At 39.7% G+C, this 23,590-nt stretch carries 18 protein-coding genes; 1 reads left to right on the top strand and 17 read right to left on the bottom strand.

Annotated elements, in window-relative coordinates:
- Nucleotides 1-129: 129 nt before the first annotated feature.
- A complete protein-coding gene (locus tag PO903_RS14885) occupies nucleotides 130-1,770 on the top strand; it encodes an esterase/lipase family protein (protein ID WP_273593781.1) in 1,641 nt (546 codons plus the stop codon).
- A 236-nt stretch (nucleotides 1,771-2,006) separates the two neighbouring features.
- On the opposite strand, the gene PO903_RS14880 is transcribed toward PO903_RS14885, so the two are convergent.
- The 17 genes from PO903_RS14880 to hrpB form a co-directional block, all read right to left on the bottom strand.
- Nucleotides 2,007-2,795 carry a histidinol-phosphatase HisJ family protein gene (locus PO903_RS14880; RefSeq protein WP_273593780.1) on the bottom strand — a complete coding sequence of 263 codons (789 nt, stop codon included), beginning with the start codon at nucleotides 2,793-2,795 and terminating at the stop codon, nucleotides 2,007-2,009.
- Between the two features lie 105 nt (nucleotides 2,796-2,900).
- Entirely contained in the window at nucleotides 2,901-4,061 is a 1,161-nt protein-coding gene (locus PO903_RS14875) for an NADH-dependent flavin oxidoreductase (protein WP_069325903.1), read from the bottom strand.
- A gap of 184 nt (nucleotides 4,062-4,245) precedes the next feature.
- Nucleotides 4,246-5,724 (bottom strand): MDR family MFS transporter, encoded by a 1,479-nt coding sequence (locus tag PO903_RS14870; RefSeq protein WP_273593779.1) that lies wholly within the window; start codon nucleotides 5,722-5,724, stop codon nucleotides 4,246-4,248.
- A complete protein-coding gene (locus tag PO903_RS14865; protein WP_273593778.1) occupies nucleotides 5,717-6,625 on the bottom strand; it encodes a TetR/AcrR family transcriptional regulator in 909 nt (302 codons plus the stop codon). Before PO903_RS14865 ends, PO903_RS14870 begins: the two co-directional genes overlap by 8 nt.
- Before the next feature lie 322 nt (nucleotides 6,626-6,947).
- Nucleotides 6,948-7,970 (bottom strand): metal ABC transporter substrate-binding protein, encoded by a 1,023-nt coding sequence (locus PO903_RS14860; protein ID WP_069325900.1) that lies wholly within the window; start codon nucleotides 7,968-7,970, stop codon nucleotides 6,948-6,950.
- A 65-nt stretch (nucleotides 7,971-8,035) separates the two neighbouring features.
- Nucleotides 8,036-8,956: a metal ABC transporter permease gene (locus PO903_RS14855; RefSeq protein WP_069325899.1), complete on the bottom strand. Its 921-nt coding sequence runs from the start codon at nucleotides 8,954-8,956 to the stop codon at nucleotides 8,036-8,038.
- The gene (locus tag PO903_RS14850) at nucleotides 8,902-9,606 is read right to left on the bottom strand and encodes a metal ABC transporter ATP-binding protein (protein WP_069325898.1); all 705 of its coding nucleotides are present in this window, start codon (nucleotides 9,604-9,606) and stop codon (nucleotides 8,902-8,904) included. Before PO903_RS14850 ends, PO903_RS14855 begins: the two co-directional genes overlap by 55 nt.
- A 255-nt stretch (nucleotides 9,607-9,861) precedes the next feature.
- On the bottom strand, nucleotides 9,862-11,220 hold the full coding sequence (locus PO903_RS14845; RefSeq protein ID WP_273593777.1) for an alkaline phosphatase: 1,359 nt from the start codon (nucleotides 11,218-11,220) through the stop codon (nucleotides 9,862-9,864).
- 224 nt (nucleotides 11,221-11,444) lie between these two features.
- Nucleotides 11,445-12,446: an aldose 1-epimerase gene (locus PO903_RS14840; protein WP_273593776.1), complete on the bottom strand. Its 1,002-nt coding sequence runs from the start codon at nucleotides 12,444-12,446 to the stop codon at nucleotides 11,445-11,447.
- Between the two features lie 104 nt (nucleotides 12,447-12,550).
- Nucleotides 12,551-13,558 carry a Gfo/Idh/MocA family protein gene (locus PO903_RS14835; RefSeq protein ID WP_069325895.1) on the bottom strand — a complete coding sequence of 336 codons (1,008 nt, stop codon included), beginning with the start codon at nucleotides 13,556-13,558 and terminating at the stop codon, nucleotides 12,551-12,553.
- A gap of 91 nt (nucleotides 13,559-13,649) precedes the next feature.
- Nucleotides 13,650-14,012 carry a replication termination protein gene (locus PO903_RS14830; protein ID WP_069325894.1) on the bottom strand — a complete coding sequence of 121 codons (363 nt, stop codon included), beginning with the start codon at nucleotides 14,010-14,012 and terminating at the stop codon, nucleotides 13,650-13,652.
- A 479-nt stretch (nucleotides 14,013-14,491) separates the two neighbouring features.
- A complete protein-coding gene (locus tag PO903_RS14825; protein WP_273593775.1) occupies nucleotides 14,492-17,668 on the bottom strand; it encodes a bifunctional cytochrome P450/NADPH--P450 reductase in 3,177 nt (1,058 codons plus the stop codon).
- Between the two features lie 12 nt (nucleotides 17,669-17,680).
- Entirely contained in the window at nucleotides 17,681-18,259 is a 579-nt protein-coding gene (locus PO903_RS14820; RefSeq protein WP_273593774.1) for a TetR/AcrR family transcriptional regulator, read from the bottom strand.
- A 242-nt stretch (nucleotides 18,260-18,501) separates the two neighbouring features.
- Nucleotides 18,502-19,662, bottom strand: a complete 1,161-nt coding sequence (locus PO903_RS14815) for an acyltransferase (protein ID WP_273593773.1) — start codon at nucleotides 19,660-19,662, stop codon at nucleotides 18,502-18,504.
- 46 nt (nucleotides 19,663-19,708) lie between these two features.
- The gene (locus tag PO903_RS14810; protein ID WP_069325890.1) at nucleotides 19,709-19,918 is read right to left on the bottom strand and encodes a hypothetical protein; all 210 of its coding nucleotides are present in this window, start codon (nucleotides 19,916-19,918) and stop codon (nucleotides 19,709-19,711) included.
- 230 nt (nucleotides 19,919-20,148) lie between these two features.
- Entirely contained in the window at nucleotides 20,149-20,832 is a 684-nt protein-coding gene (locus PO903_RS14805; protein ID WP_137222826.1) for a general stress protein, read from the bottom strand.
- Nucleotides 20,833-20,979: 147 nt separating this feature from the next.
- A complete protein-coding gene (hrpB, locus tag PO903_RS14800; protein WP_273593772.1) occupies nucleotides 20,980-23,526 on the bottom strand; it encodes an ATP-dependent helicase HrpB in 2,547 nt (848 codons plus the stop codon).
- Nucleotides 23,527-23,590 lie beyond the last annotated feature (64 nt).

Here is a 23,590-nt window from a genome sequence, read left to right as displayed (position 1 = left end):
ATTTTCCAATATATAGAATCGATTTGTAAAAATATTTTATACATAAATGAGTATCGTTTCTAATATTTAGAAATTAAAATTTGCTTAAGGATAATATCATTATCCAGACCACATTACAGGAGGAATATAATGAATATCAAGTATACGATTTTGGGGGTATCTTTTACAGTTATTCTAGGATTAACGGCTTTACCACAACAAGCATGGATGGCTCCTACCACTCCTGTTGTTGCTCCTTCTCCCGGGGCTTGGGCAACAGGACAGACGCCTGCCAACGTTTCTCCGAACAAGCCTGCGATTTTGTTTGTTCATGGTCTAACCAGCAAAGCCAATGTCTGGTATGAAGATAATGATATGTATGAGTATGCTTACAAAAATGGATATCAAACGGCTTTTATCAATATGTATGATATTACAGGTACACCGGAAGATATGTGGAAAGATGGAGAATTGCTTGCCACCAAAATTCAAGAGATCAGCAAATACTTTGGCAAAAAAGTAGTCATTGTCGCTCATAGCAAAGGCGGAGTAGATACTCAATCCGCATTGGTACGTTACAATGCCTATCCTTATGTTTCTCGTGTCATTACACTCAGTACACCTCATCATGGTTCTCAATTAGCAGATCTTGCTTATAGCAGTTGGGCTGGATGGCTTGCCGATCTTGTTGGATCACAAAGTCCGGGTACCAGTTCACTTCAGACCTCCTATATGGATTATTTTCGATCTGAAATGGCAAAAGACCCTGATGTAAACAAAGTTCCTTTTTACACAATGAGTGGTAACAAATGGTCGGGTTCTGGTAAAGCTTCATATACTTTTGGCGGTTCATACTTATCGCTGTTCGGTAGTAACGATGGTGTAGTGACTACAGATAGCGCTCTATTGCCCAGCGCAACTTTGATTCAGTCCGGGGCTTGGAATCATAAAACAGTACGTACAGGTTCATCCACATTTGATCTGTTCAAATCATATATCGGTACTCTTCCTGCCGCTGTAGCCAGTCTCAAAACACCTGCTTCTGTTACAGAAAACACCTATCAGACCCAGCCATCGGCCACCAATCCAACTATGCCAAGCCGTTCACAATCGACTCCTCCTGTCGATCCATATAACGTGACCTCTGAAGACGGTCATGGACAATATTATATTCGGGGCGGAGAACATCAAGGTGTAGCGCATGAGACATTAACTGTAGAAAACAATGTTAAAACGATCTCGCTCGATTGGCTCAGTGATCAACCACTAACTGATTTACAATTCATTTCACCAAGTGGGAAAAAGCAAAATATTAACGTACAATCGAATCCGGATGATGAATTTTTCCCAGGAGCTTATCATCAGATCGCTACACTACAGCAACCTGAAGCAGGAGAATGGAAAGTACAAGCGACCAGTGCAAGTAAAGGTGCTTATCTTATGACTGCTGTGTATACACCGGGTGCAGAGCAAGTAGAACTCAAAACTAATCTTAGCAATAATCAGTTACGTATGAACGTCAATACCGAAGGTCTGGACGAACAACGTACTCACCTGAATTACACGGTGAACTATTATCATCCTGATGGTACTAAGCTTGCACCACCTACCGAGCGTGCTAACCGCTCAATGACTACTCAAGAATCGGTAACTACGCCTGTAGCGAATACTCCTTCTATTTATGTCGTTACAACCGATATCGATGGATATACAGAAGCAGGTTACCCGTACCGCCGTACTCTTGTAAAATCTGTTTATGTAGATGAGCAAGGCAATACGTATAGTCAGTAATACAATCGTGCTTCAGTTATCCTATTTAGAACCGATTGTGTAAGGTACATTAAAGAATATTGTATTATATGATATGAAAAGCTCAACATCGAGAGTATTGCTCTTGTCGATGTTGAGCTTCTTTTTTTTATATCTATTTGAATTAATCGTATTACCCTGATCTAAAGCATGATATCAGTAGTCTATTCATACCTAGTCCCTATCTATTTATTGTAGCCTGCATCCTGATAAAATGTTTAATCTAAGGCTATAGCTTGAGGTTGTCTTTGGTGATACGTATAGATCGACTGAAATCCACATTGTTTCGCCAACGCTATCGCATCTGTTATACCTGCTCCTGTATGTTCTACAAAGTGAGAATCGGAACCAAGTGTGAGTAACTCTCCACCTAACTGTCGATATAACTGCAATACTTCTGAAGAGGGAAACGATTGATCGACCCCACTTCGCCAACCTGATGTATTAATCTCGATACCAATATTGCGTGCAATCGCTGTTTGCAGTATCGCTTCAATAACTTCTTGATGATCTTCTAACTTGTAATTGCCTACCGTTCCTACTGCATATCTTTTTAATAAATCCAAGTGAGCCATCACATCAATATCTGCACACTCTACCATTTTTAATACTTCTTTAAAATATAGATCATAATGATTAATACCTTCTTGCGCTAAAAAAAGCCTTAATTTACACTCATCCATATTGTGTACAGACCCTAGAATAAAATCGAGTGGTTGATTAGCTAATGCTGCTTGATACTGTGTCTTCATATGATGAGGTTCACACAATTCAATTCCTATTTTAATCTTCAACTGCCCTGCATATCGCTCACGAGCGTTTTCAATCTCATGTATATAATGTTCAAAATTCAAATGCCCGTACGTAGGCAGTACTGGATTAACTGCATAATGTTCTGTAAAACAAATCTCTTGGATGCCACATCGTACCGCTTCTGCACATACTTCATTCATAACCGCCTGTGAATCAAAAGAATGATTTGTATGTACATGGTAATCATAGATCATCGTCATGCTCCTTCTATTTTATTCTATATCGTCATCAATCCAACGCACAAAAAAACTGTTCTTCTTCTACCGTAGCAGAAAAAGAACAGTCTGTATATTTATAGCTTACTTCGTTAATGTGCTAGATTCTTCTGCATCTTTAACCGGGAACCAGCCTGTCATTGTCATAATAGAATTCCACAATGGATCTGGAACAACCAAACGATCTTGGTCTTGTTTAGTCAATGAATAATCGATTTCAGACTCACGACCGGATTCTACTTTTTCAACCCAATCCGGATCTACGATCAATTCACGACCAAGTGCTACTAGTGGTGCACCTGTATTGATAACATTTAATGCATCCTCAGGTGTGTTAACAGCACCTACACCGATTACTGGAACTTTAGCGCCTACACGTTCTTGAATAATTTCAAGACGAGAACGTTTGTCATCTACACCACGACGTGGAGTCGAAGCATATTCCATTAGAGATACGTGCAAGTAGCTCAAGTTTTTCTCAGCTAATGCATCGATTAATACCAATGTATCTGCCATTGTGATCCCAGGAGTTTCTGGTTCTTCTGGAGAGAAACGGTATCCTACAATGAAAGGTCCTTTAGCATGTTCTTTTACTGCGCGTTGTACTTCGTCCACTACTGCTAATGGGAACGTTAGACGTTTTTCTAAGCTTCCGCCCCATTTATCTTCACGACGGTTCGCATGTGGAGAAAAGAATTGTTGCACTAAGTATCCGTTTGCGCCATGAATCTCTACGCCATCGAATCCAGCTTCAATTGCATTCGCTGTTGCTTTACCAAAATCAACAATAATATCGTCGATTTCTTGTGCTGTTAATTCACGAGGAGCTGGAGCTTCGCTACCATCATTTGTGCGATCTGTTGCGATTGCACTTGGAGCGGCTACATCACCATTAACCAATTCAGCCGGACTTAGACGACCTGCATGAAAAATTTGCAAAACAGCTTTAGCACCATTAGATTTCAATGTTGTTGCTAATTTGCGTAGACCTTCTGTAAATTCAGCACCTGTAGCACCAAATTGATTTTGGAAACCGATACCGCCTTTAGTTACATAAGCAACAGCTGTTACAGCCATACCTACGCCACCTGTGCGACGTGCATAATATTCAAGCTCTGCATCAGAAACAGTAGCATCTGTGTTAGAAGAAAAATGTGTCATAGGAGCAAGAACAATACGGTTTTTTAATTCAATACCATCATTCAGTTGGAACGGTTCAAATAAAGATTTATATTTTGTATTCAAGGCTATCTCTCCTATTCTCTATATCGTACATGTTATTATTTAATGTGACTATATATATTATAGTAACCAATTCAATTTTATGCAAGTAATATACTAAAAATAATTAAGTATACTAACAATACCTATTACTACAGCATATTCCTTTCTGCACAATAGGTATTGTTAGTTAATGTTGAAGCACTGTTTAAGATTGAGAAATCGTTTTGCGTTTGCTATTTACTGGAGAAGCTTTGGCTTTCTCTTCTTGCTTCTCTGTATTTTTGCGTGGGGGTTCTTTTAAGAAGAAGATTAAAATTAATGCTAATACAGATAATCCAGAAGCTACTAAGAACGCCATATTCGTACCATGAATCAACGCATTTTCAGTGCTATTTCCTAATAGAGCAGATGAAGAACTAGCATTGGTCAAAATAGTAATTAACACCGCTGTTCCGATCGATCCACCGACTTGACGTAACGTATTGTTCATCGCAGATGCGTGAGATAACAAATGGGTAGGCAATTGATTCAGACCTGCTGTCGTTACTGGCATCAATACCATCGACATACCGAACATCCGTAGTGTAAACATAATCGTGATGTACGTAATCGATGTAGTTGATGTTAAGAAAGCAAATGGAATCGTTCCGCCTGCCATCAGGATCAATCCTATCGTACTGATGACTTTAGCACCGTATTTATCAAAAATACGACCTGTGATCGGTGACATAATCCCCATCAGAATCGCTCCGGGTAAAACAATCAATCCTGAATGTAGAGCTGTCATATGACGAGCATTTTGAATATATAAAGGCATCAATGTGGATGCACCAATCATCGCTGTAAATACAATCACTGTAATAATCATTGAAACTGTAAACACGCGATCTTTAAATACACGGAATTCCAATAATGGTTCTTTTAATTTGAACTGACGAGTGACAAATAGATACAGACTGACTACACCGACTAGAATACTAATAATCACTGTAGGATCATTCCAGCCTTTAGAAGCGCTACTGAATCCGTACAATAGACCACCGAATCCTAATGTAGATAATGTTACTGAAGTCATATCCAATTTCGGATTTCTCAATTCACTTACATTTTTGAGGGCAAAGATAGCTATCACAAGGTCGATCACTGCAATCGGTAAAATAATGTAGAACAGTGTACGCCATGAGTATGAATCAACAATCCAACCGGACAGTGTAGGTCCAATCGCTGGTGCAAATGAAATGACCAGACCGATCATCCCCATGGCTGCTCCCCGTTTTTCTTTTGGGAAAATCACTAAAAATACAGTCTGCATCAGCGGCATAATAATACCTGCTCCTGCTGCCTGTACAACACGACCGACTAACAATGTACCAAAGTTAGGCGAAACGGCTGCAATGAGTGTTCCTAACGCAAATAAACCAACAGACGTAATAAATAACGCCCGTGTTGAAAATTTATCGATTAAGTACGCTGTCACTGGAATCATAATCCCGTTGACGAGCATGAAAATCGTTGTTAACCATTGAGCAGCTGTTGCATCAATATTAAGATCACTCATAATATGCGGTAATGCTGTTACAAGTAGGGTCTGGTTCAATATCGCTACAAATGCACCTGCCAGCATAATAGCGACAATAAGCGTAATATTTAATTTCGGCTTATTCGGTGTTGAAATATTATTCATGTTTCTTTTCCTCCCATGTTGCACGATATACATGTTGTAGTTGAGCGACTTCCTGCTGAAGCTCTTCCCTTTTCTGTAAATATGCGATTAATGCTTCAATCATAAAGGTTTGCGGTATGACTTTTTTACGTTCCGTGTTTAATCGTTCGGTAGCGGCTATCAGATCCGGGCGAATCGATTCAGGTGAACGTTGATGAATCGCTGTACTGAGTTCACGTATGATTTTGCGCCATTCACTTTCGCCAAAATACTTATGTCGTACATCTGGGTCAGACAAATCAAACTGCTGTGCCATTTGTTCGGTAATCAGTGGTGTTCGATTCAGATGCTTTTGAATCATGGCTTCTAGACTTTCTACAACAAATTCAGATAAAGCAGACAGCTCAAAATTCGTATTTTTGTTCCATCGTAATAAAAACATAAATTCTTTGACGATTCCTTGCATGCACAACGATAAGTCCCATACAATCGGTTCCACCTTATCTCCAAATGCCTGAAGAATCGCTTCCTTCTGCCAGTTCAACATCGTACGCTTGAATTGCAACATAGCTGCTCGAATCTGCGCACTCAATTCCAGAGGCATCGTCTGATTTAGCACCAAGAAAAATTCATGCTTTAAAACAAACTCTTGAAACTGTACCACTAACTTCTGAGTAAATTGTTCTTTAGGTGATACATGATCTTCAAAATGTAATCGATTAGCCGCTAGCAAAATTTCTTCATGCATTTGCTTCACAATGTGTAACAAAATATCTTCTTTAGATTCAAATAACTTGTAAATCGAAGCTTTGGACATATTGCACTGCTCTGCAATATCCTGCACCGTTGTTGAGAAATAACCTTTTTCTGCAAACAACTGACCTCCAGCGATAAGGATCACGCGCTTCCGTTCTTCTACCATAATCAATAACCTCTTCTGCACTATACTTTCACACATTAACCCCTATTGAAACGTTCAAAAACTTTATAGTACTCACGAAACTCTCTAGTTCTTATACTTACTATTTTATACCCCGTTACGTTTGAAGTCAATCTTCCTACCTATAAATTATGTAAAATTGTTCATAAAAAGATTTAAAGTGGATGTGATTAGCCATCTACTAGCAGATGCTCATATCTGTTAACATAGCAAAAAAAGACAGCTTCTACAGGAATATCGTAGGAACTGTCTTTATGCTTAACTCCATATTAAAGCTGTCCATATTGAGATATAGCAGTACTTTTTATTCGTTTAAAGCTTTTTCAAGAGCTGCTAGATTGGTACGCATAACAGATACATAATTTTCACCAGCAGATGTTTCTGCACTGGTTAATCCTTCTAAAGGATTCAGTACATCGGTTTTGGCACCTATTTCATCAGCGATCGTTTTAGCAACATTTGAAGAAACTAGCGTTTCGAAGAAAATCGTTTTAACATCATTTTGTTTCGCAAAATCTACGATTTTCGCCATCGCTTCTGCAGATGGTTCTTGTTCAGGAGAAAGACCTGCAATCGGTACTTGAGTTAAGCCATAATCATGAGCAAGATAAGCAAATGCCGCATGTTGTGTAATAAAGTCTTTACGTTTCACTTTAGAAAGACTTGCTTTGTATTCAGCATCTAACTTCTGAAGTTCTGCAATATAAGCATCTGCATTTTTTTTGTAATCAGCTGTGTGATCTGGATCAAGTGTTGTTAGAGCTGTCTCAATATTGCGAACTTCAGTCTGTGCTTGAAGTGGAGATAGCCACACGTGAGGATCAAGAGATCCATGATCATGACCTTCTTCTGTCGCATGATCAGCTTCTTCTGCATGACCTGCTTCTTCGCCTTCATGTTCTTCTTCTGTGCTCTCCATCATTTGAATACCTTGACTGGCTTCGACTAATTTAGGGCCACTATCGCCTAATGTATCTTTTACTTGATCAATCCAAGATTCGACACCGCCACCGTTGTAGACAAGCATATCTGCATCTGTCATTTTAGCAATATCTTGAGCTGTCGGTTCCCAATCATGAGGTTCTGTACCTGCTGGTACTAACACTTGTACATCTGCAAGATCGCCGGCAACTTTAGACGTAAATTCTTGCATCGGATAAAAGCTAGTCACGATATGCAGTTTCTTACCAGTCGTTGTTGAAGCAGTATTACCGTCTGTCGTAGGTGATGCTGAATTCGAATTATTACCGCAAGCAGCAAGTAATGTACTCATACTTAACAAAGCGATCAAAGGCAGTGTTACCCAACTCTTCTTTTTCATATTCATGTGTAATCTCTCACCTCTCCTAGTCCACTCTTATTTTTATATTGATCATAGATGTTGATGAAGCTTTATCTTTTATTCAAAACTTGTGTTTTGACTTTGCTGTTTTGTTCACTACGATTTTGACGTTGCCAGAATCGACGACTATCAATATCCGGCGCATATCCATCGTTTTTGTTACGATTCAGACGATAATAGATACGTTGGATACCCATGCCTACTAATAAGAATGTTAGCAATAATAGAGCCACTGTTGCTCCTGGAGGCGTGTTCACATAATACGAAGTGGTTAATCCTCCAAACATACCGATCAGACCAATAGCTACAGCAATCACTAGCGCCGAAGTAAATCCTTTGGCAAAGCGAAGAGCTAATGCCGCAGGTAAAGCCATCAATGCAGAGACTAATAACACTCCTACAATCGGCATTGCCGCAGCTACTGTCATTCCTGTTAATACTGCAAACGTCTGCGATAACCAGCGTACATGCGTTCCACCGATCTGAGCGGTTTCTTCATCAAAAGTCAGATTGTACAGTGGTCTTCTCATCGTGACCCAATAAATAATAACCAGTGCAAATACGGTTCCGATAATCCATAACTGGGTGCTACTGACCGCAACAATAGAACCAAATAAATAAGAGCTAAAGCTACGGGTTAGTGATGAACTCATACTCATCAATACCAGCGCAAGCGCCAGACCACCAGTCATAATAACAGCGACCGATACTTCACCATAACCACGGAAGTTCCGTCTGAGTCGTTCGATAATCAATGCTCCTAATAAGGCAACAATAAATCCACCAATAGACGGATTAAAACCAAGTACAGCACCGATCGCTACACCTGCTAGAGATACGTGAGAAAGCGTATCAGCCATTAATACCTGTCTACGCAAAACCAGATATACGCCAAGCAGTGGAGCGATGACAGCAATCATTCCTCCGGCCCAAAACGCGCGCTGCATGAACTCGTAGTCAAACATGCCCATCCTCCACCCTCCTCTCTCTCCAAACGAATAATACGATCCAAATACGGTTCTGCTTCTTCAAGTCCGTGTGTAACCATAACTACTGTACGTCCATGCTTTTGTACATGATGACGCATTAATTCATAAAATCCTTTACGGCTTTCCAAGTCCATTCCTGTTGTAGGCTCATCTAGAATAAGCACATCAGGTTCTTGGGCAAGCGCACGTGCGATACAGACACGTTGCTTCTGTCCACCAGATAATTCCCCGATCTTACGATCACGAAGTTCCCACATGCCTACAGCTTCAAGAGATGACTGAACTAACTGCGCTTGCTGAGCACCAAAACGTCTAAATAATCCAAGATTCATATGACAACCGGAACGAACTAATTCATAGACCGTACTCGGGAAACCGCTATTAAATGAGGATACTTGTTGTGGGACATAACCGATCACAGGTTTGGATCCTTTTTCATTACGCTTAATCTGTACTTGTCCACTCCAAGGTTTCAATATACCAAGCAATAACTTGAGTGAAGTGGTTTTGGCAGCACCATTGGGGCCACTTAAAGCCAAAAATTCATTACTATATATTTCCATCGACAACCGATTCACTACCGGTTCACGATCATATCCAAAAATAACGTCTTGCATCGAAGCTAATAACAAGATATAGCGCTCCTTCCATTCTTTCCGTTCTTATCGTAATTTTTACGAATACCACCTGAATAACTTTACTCCTATGCTATTCCTCTTGTCAACCTATTTAAACAAAATAATTACGATTTAGTTTTTTTAGTGAATATGACTATATTTATATTAGCAAAACGTAAAAAAACAAGCTTTACTTCTACCTTAGAATGATGCTTTGTTCGCATCAGGCAGTTGTAAAGCTTGTTCTTGTATTTCAATGTATTAAATGAATTATTGTTTTAACAAAGAGAAGATAATTCGAGCATTGTCTGTATTATCGATCAGACCTGCAAATTGTTCTTTTTGTGGGCCAAAAGCATATACAGGCACATCTTCACCTGTATGTCCGCCTGTTGTCCAACCTGTAAAGGAACGTGTATCAAAAATCTTCTCAATCGCATTATCAATCGTAGTTACATCTTTTTTCACAGCTGCTTTTTGTACCGATTGAATTTCAGTTGCTGTTAAAGGAATAGAGATATATTTTCTCAGTGTACTTTTCACATTTGCACCTTTAGCAATTTCATTTGCCATAAAATCAGGTGTGCGTTTAGCTGCTTTTAATGATTCTACTTTGAAATTATATTCGCCACCAGCACCCAGAGTCATTCCACCTGTAGAGTGATCTGCTGTCGCTACCACTAAAGTTTCACCATCTTTTTTCGCAAAGTCGATAGCCGCTTGATACGCTTTTTCAAAATCACCCATTTCGCTCATCGCTCCGACAACATCATTATCATGACCTGCCCAATCAATCTGACTTCCTTCTACCATTAAGAAGAATCCTTTGTCATTTTGATCTAGACGTTTAATTGCTGCACTCGTCATTTCTTGCAAAGAAGGAGTTTTACTTGTACGGTCAATGGCTTTATCCAATCCACCTGGAGCGAACAACCCTAACAATTGATTACTATTATTGTTCAATAGACCGTTGCGATCTGTCACATAAGAATAACCTGCTTTTTTAAATTCTTCTGTCAAATTGCGATCTTTACGTACGAAATAGTCTTTACCTCCGCCAAGCAATACATCTACTTTATGCTTACCGTTGATCATCTCATCAAAATAATCGTCTGCAATCCCTGCCATATTTTTACGACTCGGATCATGAGCACCAAAAGCCGCTGGTGTCGCGTGAGTAATCTCAGAAGTTGCGACAAGACCTGTTGATTTGCCGTTTTCTTTCGCTTGTTCTAGCACTGTTTTGACGTTGGATTTGTCATTATCAACCGCTATTGCTGCATTATATGTTTTGACACCACCAGACATCGCTGTTGCCGCTGAAGCTGAATCTGTAATATTTTCAGAATCATCATCAGGGTATGTTGTCTGTGCACCTACAAGATATGCATCGAATGCTGTTTTTTCTACTGCTTTGGTTGCAGGGTTATCTTTGAAATAGCGATAAGCGGTCATATAAGAAGGCCCCATGCCATCGCCAATTAGAAAAATAACATTTTTCACTTTAGCCGGTTGATTCACTTCTGTGTTCACATCGTCTTGTGCAAGTGCAGTCTGCGCCACTCCACTTGTCAAAGTAATTCCAGCCAGAGCTGCAATTGCGATCATTTTTTTCATTGTTTGTTTCATTTGTTTGTAAATCCCCTTTTTTTATAAATTATAAAATATATGTATCAACAACCATATTCACTATACCGATCATTTGTGAATTCTAAACCCTTTGAATATCAACTCTATGTAAATTCATATAAACAGTAAAAAAACGCTACCTTGTTGACGATAGCGTTTTTGGATATTTCTTTATTGTTGAGCATTTTTTTATTCTTTAAGCAACAAAGAATTGTAGTATTATCTTAACTCTCGATGGTGTACAAACGGGAACTTTCTTCCCAAATTTCGCCTTGCTCCAGACGGAATAGTCCTTTTTCATCATCTGGAAGATCCACATTAGGTGCATTGACTAGATTGGTCTGTGGCTCAGGGCAAATAAATTCGCCGCATGCGATATTGTTCCAGATCATCCAATGCTTATAAGCCGTTCCAACATCATAGACTAATTTTACACCTAGACGAGTATCTGTGATTTCTGTAAAGTTACGTCCACGTTGTGGTACAGCTGTATAATGGTTATCTGCTTCTTCGCCTGAAGGATTCGCTCCATCATTTTGGAATTGTTCTTCCCACGCTGATAACGGTTGGAATTCACCTGTCGGTAACATACGCTCTGTCATTTGATAACGCTCACCGATCGTTGCTTTGAAAGACATATCTTCTGACTTACTATCCGGTGCAAACGGAGCATTTAATGCAGTATGGAAAGCAAGCATAACTGGCATATCTTCTGCACCATCATTGCGAATTTGAATTTGTTGCAACAACCCTTCTGCCGACAACGTATATTTTAATTTCACTGTAAACAAATGCGGGAAATATTTATATACTTCATGATGCTCATCGACACTTACACTAAGTAAGACTGAACTTGATTGTGCATTAGCTTCATATACATCCACATTCCAAGGAATCGTATGCAAAAATCCATGCAAATGATTATGCGTTTCAACTTCATTGATCGGGAATGTGTACGTTTTACCATTCCATGTAAATGTTCCATCTTCATAACGATTCGGTGGAAAAAGAACGGGAATCCCATTTACACCTGGATTTGCTCGAAAAGCATCCATTTCATCTTCTTTTGGTTCACGTAAAAAGCGATATCCTTTTTCATTATCACGATAAGCAATCAGATTCGCTCCTATTGCTGGCAATACAATCGCTTCTTGCCCTGCATAAGTAAGTACAATAGCAGGTTCTCCTTGATAAGATTGTTCGGAAGCGCTAGTAAGATTAGACATGAACAAATTCCCCTTTTCTTATAGTAGGATAGAATATCAGATATTCACTTCGCAAAAATCATTTTTGATTTTACTAGATGATGTCGCGTTTTTACTGCCAAACGCTAGACAAGGCGGATTTTTTCTCCGCGTTTGGCGGATTCTAGACATGCGGCGATGACTTTGGTATTGCGGATTGCATCTTCCGGGCTATAAGGTAATGGAGTTCCATCAATTACAGCTGCGGCAAAAGCATCGACTTGAAGAGCAAAATGATTGGCCACTTGTACATTTTCTCCGCGCTTGCCTTCATCGGTATAGATGACGACTTGAGGTTCATCTTCACTGTCATTGCGTCCAAAAGCATATGGTAATTTAATACGCCCTTTGGTACCTACAATTTCTAGAGCACAGCTCGGATATGCCCACATTCCACATTCAAAGGTTAATGAAGCCGAACCTGGAAATTCAATCAGACCGGATGCCATCATATCGACATGATCATGTTTAGAAGAAAAGAATCCTTGTACGGTTACAGCTACAGGTTCAGACCCGAAATACATACGTGCAGCAGATACAGGATAGACACCCAAATCATATAATGAGCCGCCACCCATTTCACGGCGATATCTTACGTTATCAATATCTTCTGCATTGTTAGATGTAAATCGTCCATGCATCGAACGAATCGTACCAATCTCGCCGGATTCAATAATATCTCTGACACGTGCATGCTTCGGATGGTAACGATACATAAATCCTTCGGCAAATAACACCCCTGATCTACGACATACGTCCACCATTTCAGCCGCTTCTTGCGCATCCAGTGCCGCAGGCTTTTCACATAATACATGTTTGCCTGCTTCTGCTGATTTGATCGTCCATTCTTTGTGCAAATGATTCGGCAATGGAATATACACAGCATCAATATCAGGATCAGCTAATAACTCTTCATAGCTACCATAGGCTCTTGGAATATTGCACTGTTCGGCTACTACTTGCGCCAGTTCTAACGAACGACTCGCAATCGCCAATGTTTCATTACGTAACGATTCATGAATAGAAGGGATGACGGCGCTTACAGCAATCCCTGCGGTGCTCATAATGCCCCACTTTAATTTACGTTCAGTCATGATTGTATTCCTTCCCTTCGTTTTAAATTAAATGATTTTAACTTTCCGGCAAGGAGTTTAACTCATTTCTACACTATATACCCATTTGTAGTTATTTGTAATTGTCTGTGGCGGCTTTGGTGAGCATTCCGATACATCGATCCAGATCGACCTTCACTTGTTTCTTATACAGATTCGCTTTCTCATGCCCATCATCTGTAAAATGATAAATAACAATCTCCTGAAAATCGACTTTGGGATCATTACCTTTTAATTGCTTCGTTCGGTAAAGTACACCATCATGCACCAATTCGTGCAAAGCTCGATAAATTTCGCTCTGTGGAGGAGAATAACCAAACGACTCAAATCGTGCTTTCATCTCTTCAAGCATCTCATATCCATATCCGTGATGTTCTTCAACCATAGAAATCAGATACAATTTGATAAAGGCTCGTTGTGCAATCATAAACGCCATTTTCTCGTCCCCCTTCTGCATACTGGTGTGTGACCCGTTATCCAAAGGGTTATCCCATCAGAACATCTGTCCATGTTCTATTATATGAAATTTTCACTGGTTTGAAAAGTTAAGCAGTCTTTAATGACATAAGTAGAGATCATATTTTTGGAATATAGTCATTGATACGTGATTTTCGGTTTTCTATTTTGAATTTTTCATATGTTGAAATAATTATTACATATTTCTGTACTCATATATATTCTGTTTAAATGAGTTGCTCATTTCCGGCTGTCCCTCGTCGGTTCTATCCATTTTGTGATTGTTATATCCTTCTATTCACTGTTTCGAATTTTTCATGTCATTAAATTTAATAATAAATAAAAAAAACACCTTCAAATATTCAATCCAGCTCGAATACAAAAGAACTGAATAAAATCTTGAAGGTGTTCTGTTTGAAGGTAGTTTAACGATTATTTTGAGATCCTTGATTCTACTTTTTAGATCCCTGTCCATACATCTTTGGCATATTGACCTTTGCTGAGTAAGTCGTCTAGCCATTGTACGGATTGTTCTTCACTTGCTCCATGTACTTCTTGATACGCTTCTCGCAAAGTTAGCTCTACATCCGGAGCCATCTTTGTTCCATCTCCACAGATATAGAAATGAGCACCTTGATCTATCAGTTCGATTAGCATAGGAGCATCTTTCTTCATTTGATGTTGAACATATACTTTGACTTCTTCTTTTTCACGAGAAAAAGCAGTATGCAATGTCACAATTCCTTTATGTGCATATTTTTCTAATTCTTCACGATACAAAAAGTCGTGTTCTGGATGACGGCAACCAAAGTATAGATGAGCTTGTCCCAGTGTTTTGCCTTCTTGTTGTAATACTTCTCTGGCTTGTAAAAAACCGCGGAAAGGAGCTACACCTGTACCCGGTCCTACCATAATGATCGGTGTTGCTGGATCATCAGGTAATTGGAAACCTGATTGCGGTCTACGAATAAACATAACGATAGATGAACCGATGGCTTGTTCTGCAAGATAATTAGAAGCAATACCACGATATTCTCCTTTGCCACTACGCGCAGCTCCACGTACAACACTTACCGTAATACTGATTCGATCGGAATGAACTTTAGGCGAACTTGAGATTGAATAGTAACGTGGTTTGAGTGGTGGCAATAATTCCAAGAAACGGTCGAATGGAATTTCGCAAGCTTCATATTGTTCGATTATATCCAGCATGGTGATTCGTTTAGCAAGTACTTCTGTTTTGTATTTTTCTTCATCTAATAACGCTTCTATTTCTTTACGATGTGGTGGACATACTGTATAAGCAGCCACTTCTCGAATCTGTGCACGTGTAGCAGCATCTTGTAATTCGACGCTGTGTCCTAATAAGTCAGGCAAGCTTACTGGACGCTCTAATGGTAAATGAGCTGCACTACGTCCACTACCTTTAAGCAATAGATGATCTGACAATTTCAAATGAAAACGATCGGTCACTCGCTTAATCAGACTGGCTGGATTCTGTGGCAATATGCCTAAATGATCACCTTCACGATAGGATGCTTCGGCAGGCAAAGACACTTCAATATGTCGTGTGCTACGACCGCTATCATGATGTTGCAATTCACGATTGTCTAGAATCTCGGAATGGAACGCATCATAGGTCTCAGCGAGTGGTGTACCTACCATCCCACTAACAAAACTAACCGATAGATTGCTGTGTTCTTTCTTGTCACCACCCGCATAATTAAGATCGAATGCTCCCATCAATTGCGGCCATAATTGCTCTTTCCAATCATCTAATTGCTTTTCAAAATCATCACTTGCATCGCCTTCACCTTGCTCATAAAGACGCTGTGCTCCCAGTTCATTCAATCGTTGATCTACCCAATGAGGTATTTTCTGATAGGTGCTTGCCCAGTTATGATCTCCACAACCAAATACAGCATATTTCACACCTTGTAATGCGCTTGCTTCTACTCCTTGCAACCAGTCCACAAAGTACTTCGCATTATCTGGCGGATTGCCATTATACGAAGCCGTAACGATTAGTACAGCACCTTCTGTTGGTAGTTTGGCTGCGTATTGATCCAGTGTTCCGACTTCACTACGGAAACCAAGATAATGACCGGTTTCTGCTAGTTCACGTGCAATCCCTTCAGCTGTGCCTAGATTAGAACCGTACAATACCAATAATGGGGTATTATGACCTGCTAATTTGGGATCAGCTTCGATTTTTTGCGCTTTTTCTTGCTCTTGCTGACTTTCTTCCATAACAGCGACAGCTGTTGGATTTTTGCGTACTTTCACTTTCATTGTAAAATTGTCCGGTTTGAGGGTTAGCGTTTCTTTGATTTTGAGCTGATAATCGGTATGATCAATAATCTCAAAATGTTTTAACACCATTCCTAATACTAATGTCGCTTCATGCAAAGCAAACTGTTGACCGATACAGGCACGTTGCCCATTACCAAACGGTTTGTACGCATGATGAGGAACTTTACTGTCATCTTCAAATCGTTCAGGACGGAATTCTTCTACATCTTCACCCCATGCTTCAGTATCCCGATGCAACTTGGGAATCAATACACTGACCGCATCACCTTTATTTAAATGATATTGACCATCCAAAACCGTATCTTCTTTGGCATATAGTGAAAAGGCAGGCGCTGTTGGCCACAGACGCAATGCTTCATTTAAAATCATTCGTATATAATCTAACTGTCTGACTTGCTTATACGATGGCAATGGATCAACCAATACACGATCTACTTCTTCATATGCTTTTTGCAGTTTATCTTTATTTTTGAGCAAATAATATATCGCAAATGATAGCAATCCACTGGTTGTCTCATGTCCAGCAATAAGGAAGGTAATCATCTGATAGCGAATATTTTCATCGTCTAATGTCTCGCCCGTCTCAGGGTCTTTGCCGTTAAGCATATGAGATAACAGATCGTCCTTGCCTTCGGTCAATCCTTCGCGGCGTTCAGCAATAATTTTGTCAACAGTAGAGAACATATGCTCAATATCATGCTTGTACTGGCGTTTTTTCGTAATCATTAATTTATCTTGAATACCTAGTCGTTGCAATTGACTCATCGCTTCATCTAATGCACGAGTCATACTTACAATAAATGGATGAGGTTGATCACGGTAGAAGCTATTAAAGCGATAATTAAAACCACATAATCCAATCGTATCCAGTGTCAGGCGGGTCATATCTTCAGGTACATTGACACTTTCGTCTGGATTCAATCGTGCCCATTTCTGAACTAATTGAGTAGCAATATCGACCATCATATTCTGATACCCTTGCATCGCTCGCTGGCTAAAGCTTGGCAACAAAATATGGTGTGCTTTTTTCCAATTGGGTTCATGCGTCCAACTTGTAAATAATCCATCGCCTGTAAATGGACGGACATTTTGCAGAGGTGCCCATACATTTTTATCAAATCGAGATTCGTCACATGCTTCCTGTACTAATTTGTGTCCGGAAAGGTAAACTTGCTCTCTTCCGGGCAACTCCATTCGAAAAATCGGTCCATATTGATAAGATAACTTTACAATCGATTGCAACGGAGCTTCAGCATCGATCAAGGGTAAATTACCGAGTAAGCCTACTTTTTTCGGTTGTGGAATATCTGTATAGGTGGTCATTATGATTCCTCCTTATTTCTTCTGCTCTATCGCGTTCCAGCAACATTCCTCCACTTGCTCTATCAATTCTGCCGACAGTACTACACCGCCCAGACGTACTGCATTATACAATTCTTTGAAAGCACCAAATACGATCGCTATTAATACAGGTGATGGCAATGAACGAATCATCTGTTGCTCAATGCCATAATCACAAAAGGCATAAAGTGCATGTTGTAACTGTTCAAATAATTGTTTGTTCGCAGCTGTCAAATACCATCCTTGTGCATGTGTGACAATAAAATGTAGATGATTGATATCTTGTTTGGCGAAGTGTACCATGCCATAAAATAAATGCCTGAACTGTGTGCGTACATCTTCACCATTTTGATATAATTGACCTACTGTCGCTTCTGTGAGTGATAACGTCCCTTGCTCAAATAATACATTCACCAGTGCTTCTTTATTTTCAAAATAACGATAAATCGTGCCTGCTCCTACTTTGGCGGCTTCGGCAATAACCGGTACTGTCGTACCATCGAATCCACGATCAGCAAATAATTGAAGTGCAGCCGACAAGATTAAATCTTGCTTGTGAAGTGTTGCTTCCATCGTATTCACTCCTTTCTATTCTGTATGGTCTATCTCTATTTTGCTCTACATTCATCAGCTAATCTTTGAGTGATATCAGCGGAATGAATATTCATTCCGTAAATACACTATAAACTTTTTAATCATTTGATTTCAACTTTGACACTCTTTAGCCTTATACATTCTATTCTTTTAAGGATAACAAATAAGAACTTAAAAAAGCAGACATCGGTTGTAATCAGATGTCTGCTTCTTTGGATTTACTATAATTTAACTGGATTCTTTTTACGTAATGACATGCCTGTTAGCCAGTGTCCGTAAGGAATATGTGAGATCACATAAGTAACGAATACTGATAATACGAGCGTAATTATCCATACGATGATCATTCTTACTGTAATATTCATTCCTGCTAATAATGACTCTTCTATGATATAACTTATTCTTAACATCAAAGCATGTGCCAAATAACCACCATATGAATATCGACTTAGTGTAATCCATAATTGTCGATGATACGTACCACCACTAGATAGGATACTCAAAGCTATAATATAGATTAGCAATAGAAATGCAATCAGGAACAATCCCATGGCAGGTTCTAATAAGGTTAATGCGATAAACCGTCTACCAAATGGAGCTTCTGGAGGAAAATGCCCTAAGACCAGCCCTGTATAATACACCGCAAACAACCCGCATATCACTATCACAGGAAATTTCACCCGTTTTAGGATATCCAGGAACACATTGATATGTAGTCCAGCTAAAGCACCTAATAGAAAATAAAACAAATAATAGATCACATTACGATCAGCATAGGTTGTAAAATATGCACTAAGAATCGGAATATTTAACATGGTGGCTGTATCGGTAATATAAGGCCTTGCAAATAAAATAAGTTCATATCCTACAACTAACCCGATCATCAATATCCATGCACGATAACGTTGTCCATTAATCCATGCTATCGTTTTTCTTACACCTATACGTAGAGGCGGAAACAACAGATACATCGGAATAATCATCACAATATACCATAAGTGATAACTTGATTTACCTGTAAGCCAAAAGCGAATCATGGTCGTGATCCATTCCCACGGTGGATTATTGTAAATACCTAACATAAACGAATAAATAACCGACCATAACAGATAAGGCACAATAATGTCTTTAAATCGTTTACGAACAAACGATACATAATTGATTTTTCCTTCATAGTTATAAAAAAGCACCAGCCCTGTGATGAAAATAAAGGCCGGTACTGCAAATTTGGCCGCTAATAGCAATAAAGTAAGCCGAGCCCCATCCTCCATTTTCAATTCTGGGACTACAGAAAAATGAGCAATCGAATGCTGAAGCACGACAGCGGCAAAAGCCATACCACGCAAAATCTCGATTTCTCTTAATCTAGGTTTTTTTGTCATAATGTTACTCCTGAGGGAATATTCAATAGTTCTTCATAAGTCGGTCTTATGAAGTCAAACGTGATCCACAACCCCAGCTTGCAGTGTTAGACATTGTTGGTGTTGGCATGCGTTGTGATTCATTTCTAGGCGATGGTGATGGTGCACCTGGAAGACGAAGTTCGTTACGTAACTTGTTGATCCATTTACGACGATTTCTTTTTTTGTCCTTTGCAGAACCAGATGTGGGCTGAGTCAGTTTATCCTGTACGTCCATGATTATAACCTCCTCATTGATAAAGTAAAGGGAACATAATACATACCCTTTCACTGTCAGTATACCTCTTCTAGCGATAATCTAACAGGGCATTTATAACCTAATGCACGTTTTTTTGGCAATTACTGTAGCGAATCTAGTAGAATAATGACGAAAAGCCTATCTCTGGCAGAAAATCTGACCAAAGATAAGCTTTTGAATATTTCTTTATATAATTTAGGAAAAATCAATTATACGCCGTAACCGCCATTAGAATATGAAGTCAATTTGTTGTCTGATCCTTGACTATCATCGTTAAGACTGTCTTTATCTATTTCTTTGTGAACTTTAGACGCGTTCGGATCTTCTTCTGTACGTCCTACAGGTTGATCTTGCTTTGTTGTAGACTGGTCTAGCGTAGCTTGACGGTCTGCTTGTGTACGGTAACGAGTCTCATTCAATGTACGGTTATTACGGAATACACCATATACATTGTCATAACGGTCATCATCTTCTACAAGTACAAGAATTTTACCATTATTCACATAACCTTCGTATTCAGTAGCTTCCTCTTCCGGTATACCCATACCGATTAGTCCGCCCAACAATCCACCTGCTCCAGCACCTACAGCTGCACCAGTAATCGTCGCTGCAATCGGTCCTGCTGCTAGAATTGGCCCGATACCCGGTATAGCTAGCGCACCAAGACCTGCTAACAAGCCTGCTGTTCCGCCAAGTACTCCGCCTGTAGTCGCTCCTGTTGCTACACCTTCTGGTGCTTTGGTATCTGTTTCTTCTGTAATATTACGTAATTCTTCACGGTCTTTGGTAATCACAGAGATTTCATCTGTAGAAAATCCTTGACCTTTTAATTGTTCAATTGCATTAGAAGCTTCTTGTTCTGTATTAAATACGCCTACGATTTTCTTATCCATTGTTGTTACCTCCCGAGTATTAACCTTTTATCACCTAATTTGGTATCAGGTTGCATGTGAAGTTATTACCCTTGAAGGCATATTTTCAATCGGAATCCCCAAAAAAGTGTTGACAAAATCATATTTCTGTAGTTAGACACTTAGCATTTAAGATTGACGTGGTTTAGCACGATGTGTAGGTTCAGCTGTTAGCGGATTTTCAGGCCAATAATGCTTGGGATATCTGCCTTTCAAATCTTTTTTGATTTCAAAATAGGCTTCTTGCCAAAAGCTATTCAAATCGTTCGTGACCTGCACCGGTCGCCCTGCTGGAGATAATAAATGGATCGTCAGCGGAGTATGATAACCTATAGTCGGTGTAGTGAGACAACCAAATAACTCTTGTAATCGTACAGCGATAAATGGACGCAATGGATCATGATAGTTAACCGGAATTCGTGATCCGCTAGGAACGTCAATATGTGTAGGTGCCAATCGCTCTATCGCTTGACGTTGTTCCCATGATAACTGCTGAGTTAGCAGCTCTGTGATATTTACCTTACGCAATTCACTAAATCGACGGATTCCTTCTATATAAGGGAGTAACCATTGATCCATGTCTGCTAATAATGTCTGATCATCCATAGCAGGATAATCGGCTTGAAGATGATGCATAAAAGATATTCGCTCTCTCCACTGCACAGCTGTTTTGGTCCAGTTCAAGCTATCCAATCCTTTGCGCCGAATAGCTTCTATCATTGCCTGCTGAATCTTTTCTGCTGAAGGCTTAGGATCAGGCACCGATTGCAAAGTAATAGATCCCAGACAAGTATCAATACTTGCAGATATCCTTTCGCTCTCTTCATCGTAGTGAACTTGAGAGACCAATTGAATATGAGCTTGATGGACTTCTCGAATGTGTGCTTCACTTATAACTGTGGCTAATCTAATCATACTGTCTGTGCCTGTACCATCTAATTCGGCGGCAACAAGATACGAAGCAGTTGCTAAATATTCAGAATGAGCCAGCTTCTTATTCCATACAGCTCCTCTTCCCATACGTAATAGAAAGGTACCATTCCCACGATTTTTGGCTATTCGATCAGGATAAGCAAGTGATAATAACAGCCCTGTATGGAATTTAGAAGAAAGATGTTCTGAAGGAGCATCCTTAATATCCACTTCAACTAAACGTGCTTGCTTCTCAAATCGTTGACTCCATTCACGAATACGTTTGACCGCCGCCTGATCTACTGTATACGATGTATTGCCATGAAGAGCTTGTACACGATGTTCCAAATCTGCACCTGCTTCATGAAATGACAATATATCGCGTTCTTGTAACAAAGCGGCTAGATCACACGCTTGTTGAACCAGACCTAAAGGAATAGCTTTTACAATCATATGAGCAAGACGAGGATGAACACGAAGCTTAGCTAATTCACGTCCATGCGCTGTTATACATTTCTGATCGTCCAGAGCTTCCAGATGGATCAATAATTGACAAGCTTGCTCATAAGCGGCTTTCGGTGGCTGATCTAACCAGTTCAATTCATTAATATCTGTTCCCCAGAGTGCAATTTGCAAAGCCGTCGAAGCCAGATCACTTTGCATGATTTCTGGTAAACGAGTAGGCGATAAATACAATTGTTCTTCTTCACTCCACATGCGATAACATATGCCAGCATTTTGTCGCCCTGCTCGGCCTCGGCGTTGATCTGCACTATCTTGAGATACACGTTCTGTTGCCAAATGTTGCATCCCTGTCCGAGCGGAAAAGACAGGCGTACGCATCAGACCGCTATCAATAACAATACGGATTCCATTTATTGTAATACTCGATTCTGCTAACGATGTAGATAATACGACTTTACGTGTATGTTCTATAGAAGGAGCAAGCACTTGATCCTGTTCTGATGCGCTCATACCACCATGTAAAATGACTATTTCTGCCTTAGTACCCATCAGATGAATTAAAGATGCACATTCTCGATATACCGATCGAATCTCACGTATACCTGGCAAAAAGACCAGTACATTTCCTTCATGTTGCTGTAATGCTTCTTGGATAGTCGAAGCTACTTTTTTAGCCCAATCAGAATATGGACGTTGATACATATTAAAAATCGACTCGCCTGCCACATAATAAGTTTCTACAGGATATGTTCGTCCTGCACTTGAAAGTATAGGCGCATTCCCTAATAAAGCTGCAATAGGATGTGGATTCATCGTAGCAGACATAACGACTATCCTTAGATCTTCACGCAAAATAGACCTACTCTCTATCGCCAGAGCAAGCCCCAGATCAGCATGCAGATTCCGTTCATGAAATTCATCAAAAATAATCAAACCTACTTGTTCTAATGAAGGATCATGCTGGATCATTGCTGTCAAAATACCTTCAGTCACCACTTCGATCACTGTATGCTTACTTACTTTGCTATCCAAAGCTACTCGATAACCAACCGTTTGACCGACTTGCTCTCCTAAGGAAGCCGCCATAAAGCGTGCCGCAGCAATCGCAGCTACACGGCGAGGTTCTAGCATAATAATGCGCTTATGTTCTAGCCATTTTTCATGGCGTAAAGCAAGTGGAATACGCGTTGTTTTACCCGCTCCCGGTTCCGCTGTTAATACGGCCATTCCTTGTTGCTCTAAATATAATTTTAAGTCCGGAATCAACGCATCTACTGGTAAATTCAATAATTCAGTCAAATCATAATTCCTTTCTGTAAACGTCTGATTATCTATATAAACGCTATCTAATAAAATGAGAATT

The organism is Paenibacillus sp. PK4536, from assembly GCF_028594455.2.
Taxonomy (GTDB): Bacteria; Bacillota; Bacilli; order Paenibacillales; family Paenibacillaceae; genus Saccharibacillus; species Saccharibacillus nuruki.
Note: the sequence above shows the minus strand (reverse complement) of the source record. Positions and strands in the feature narration are given on the sequence as shown.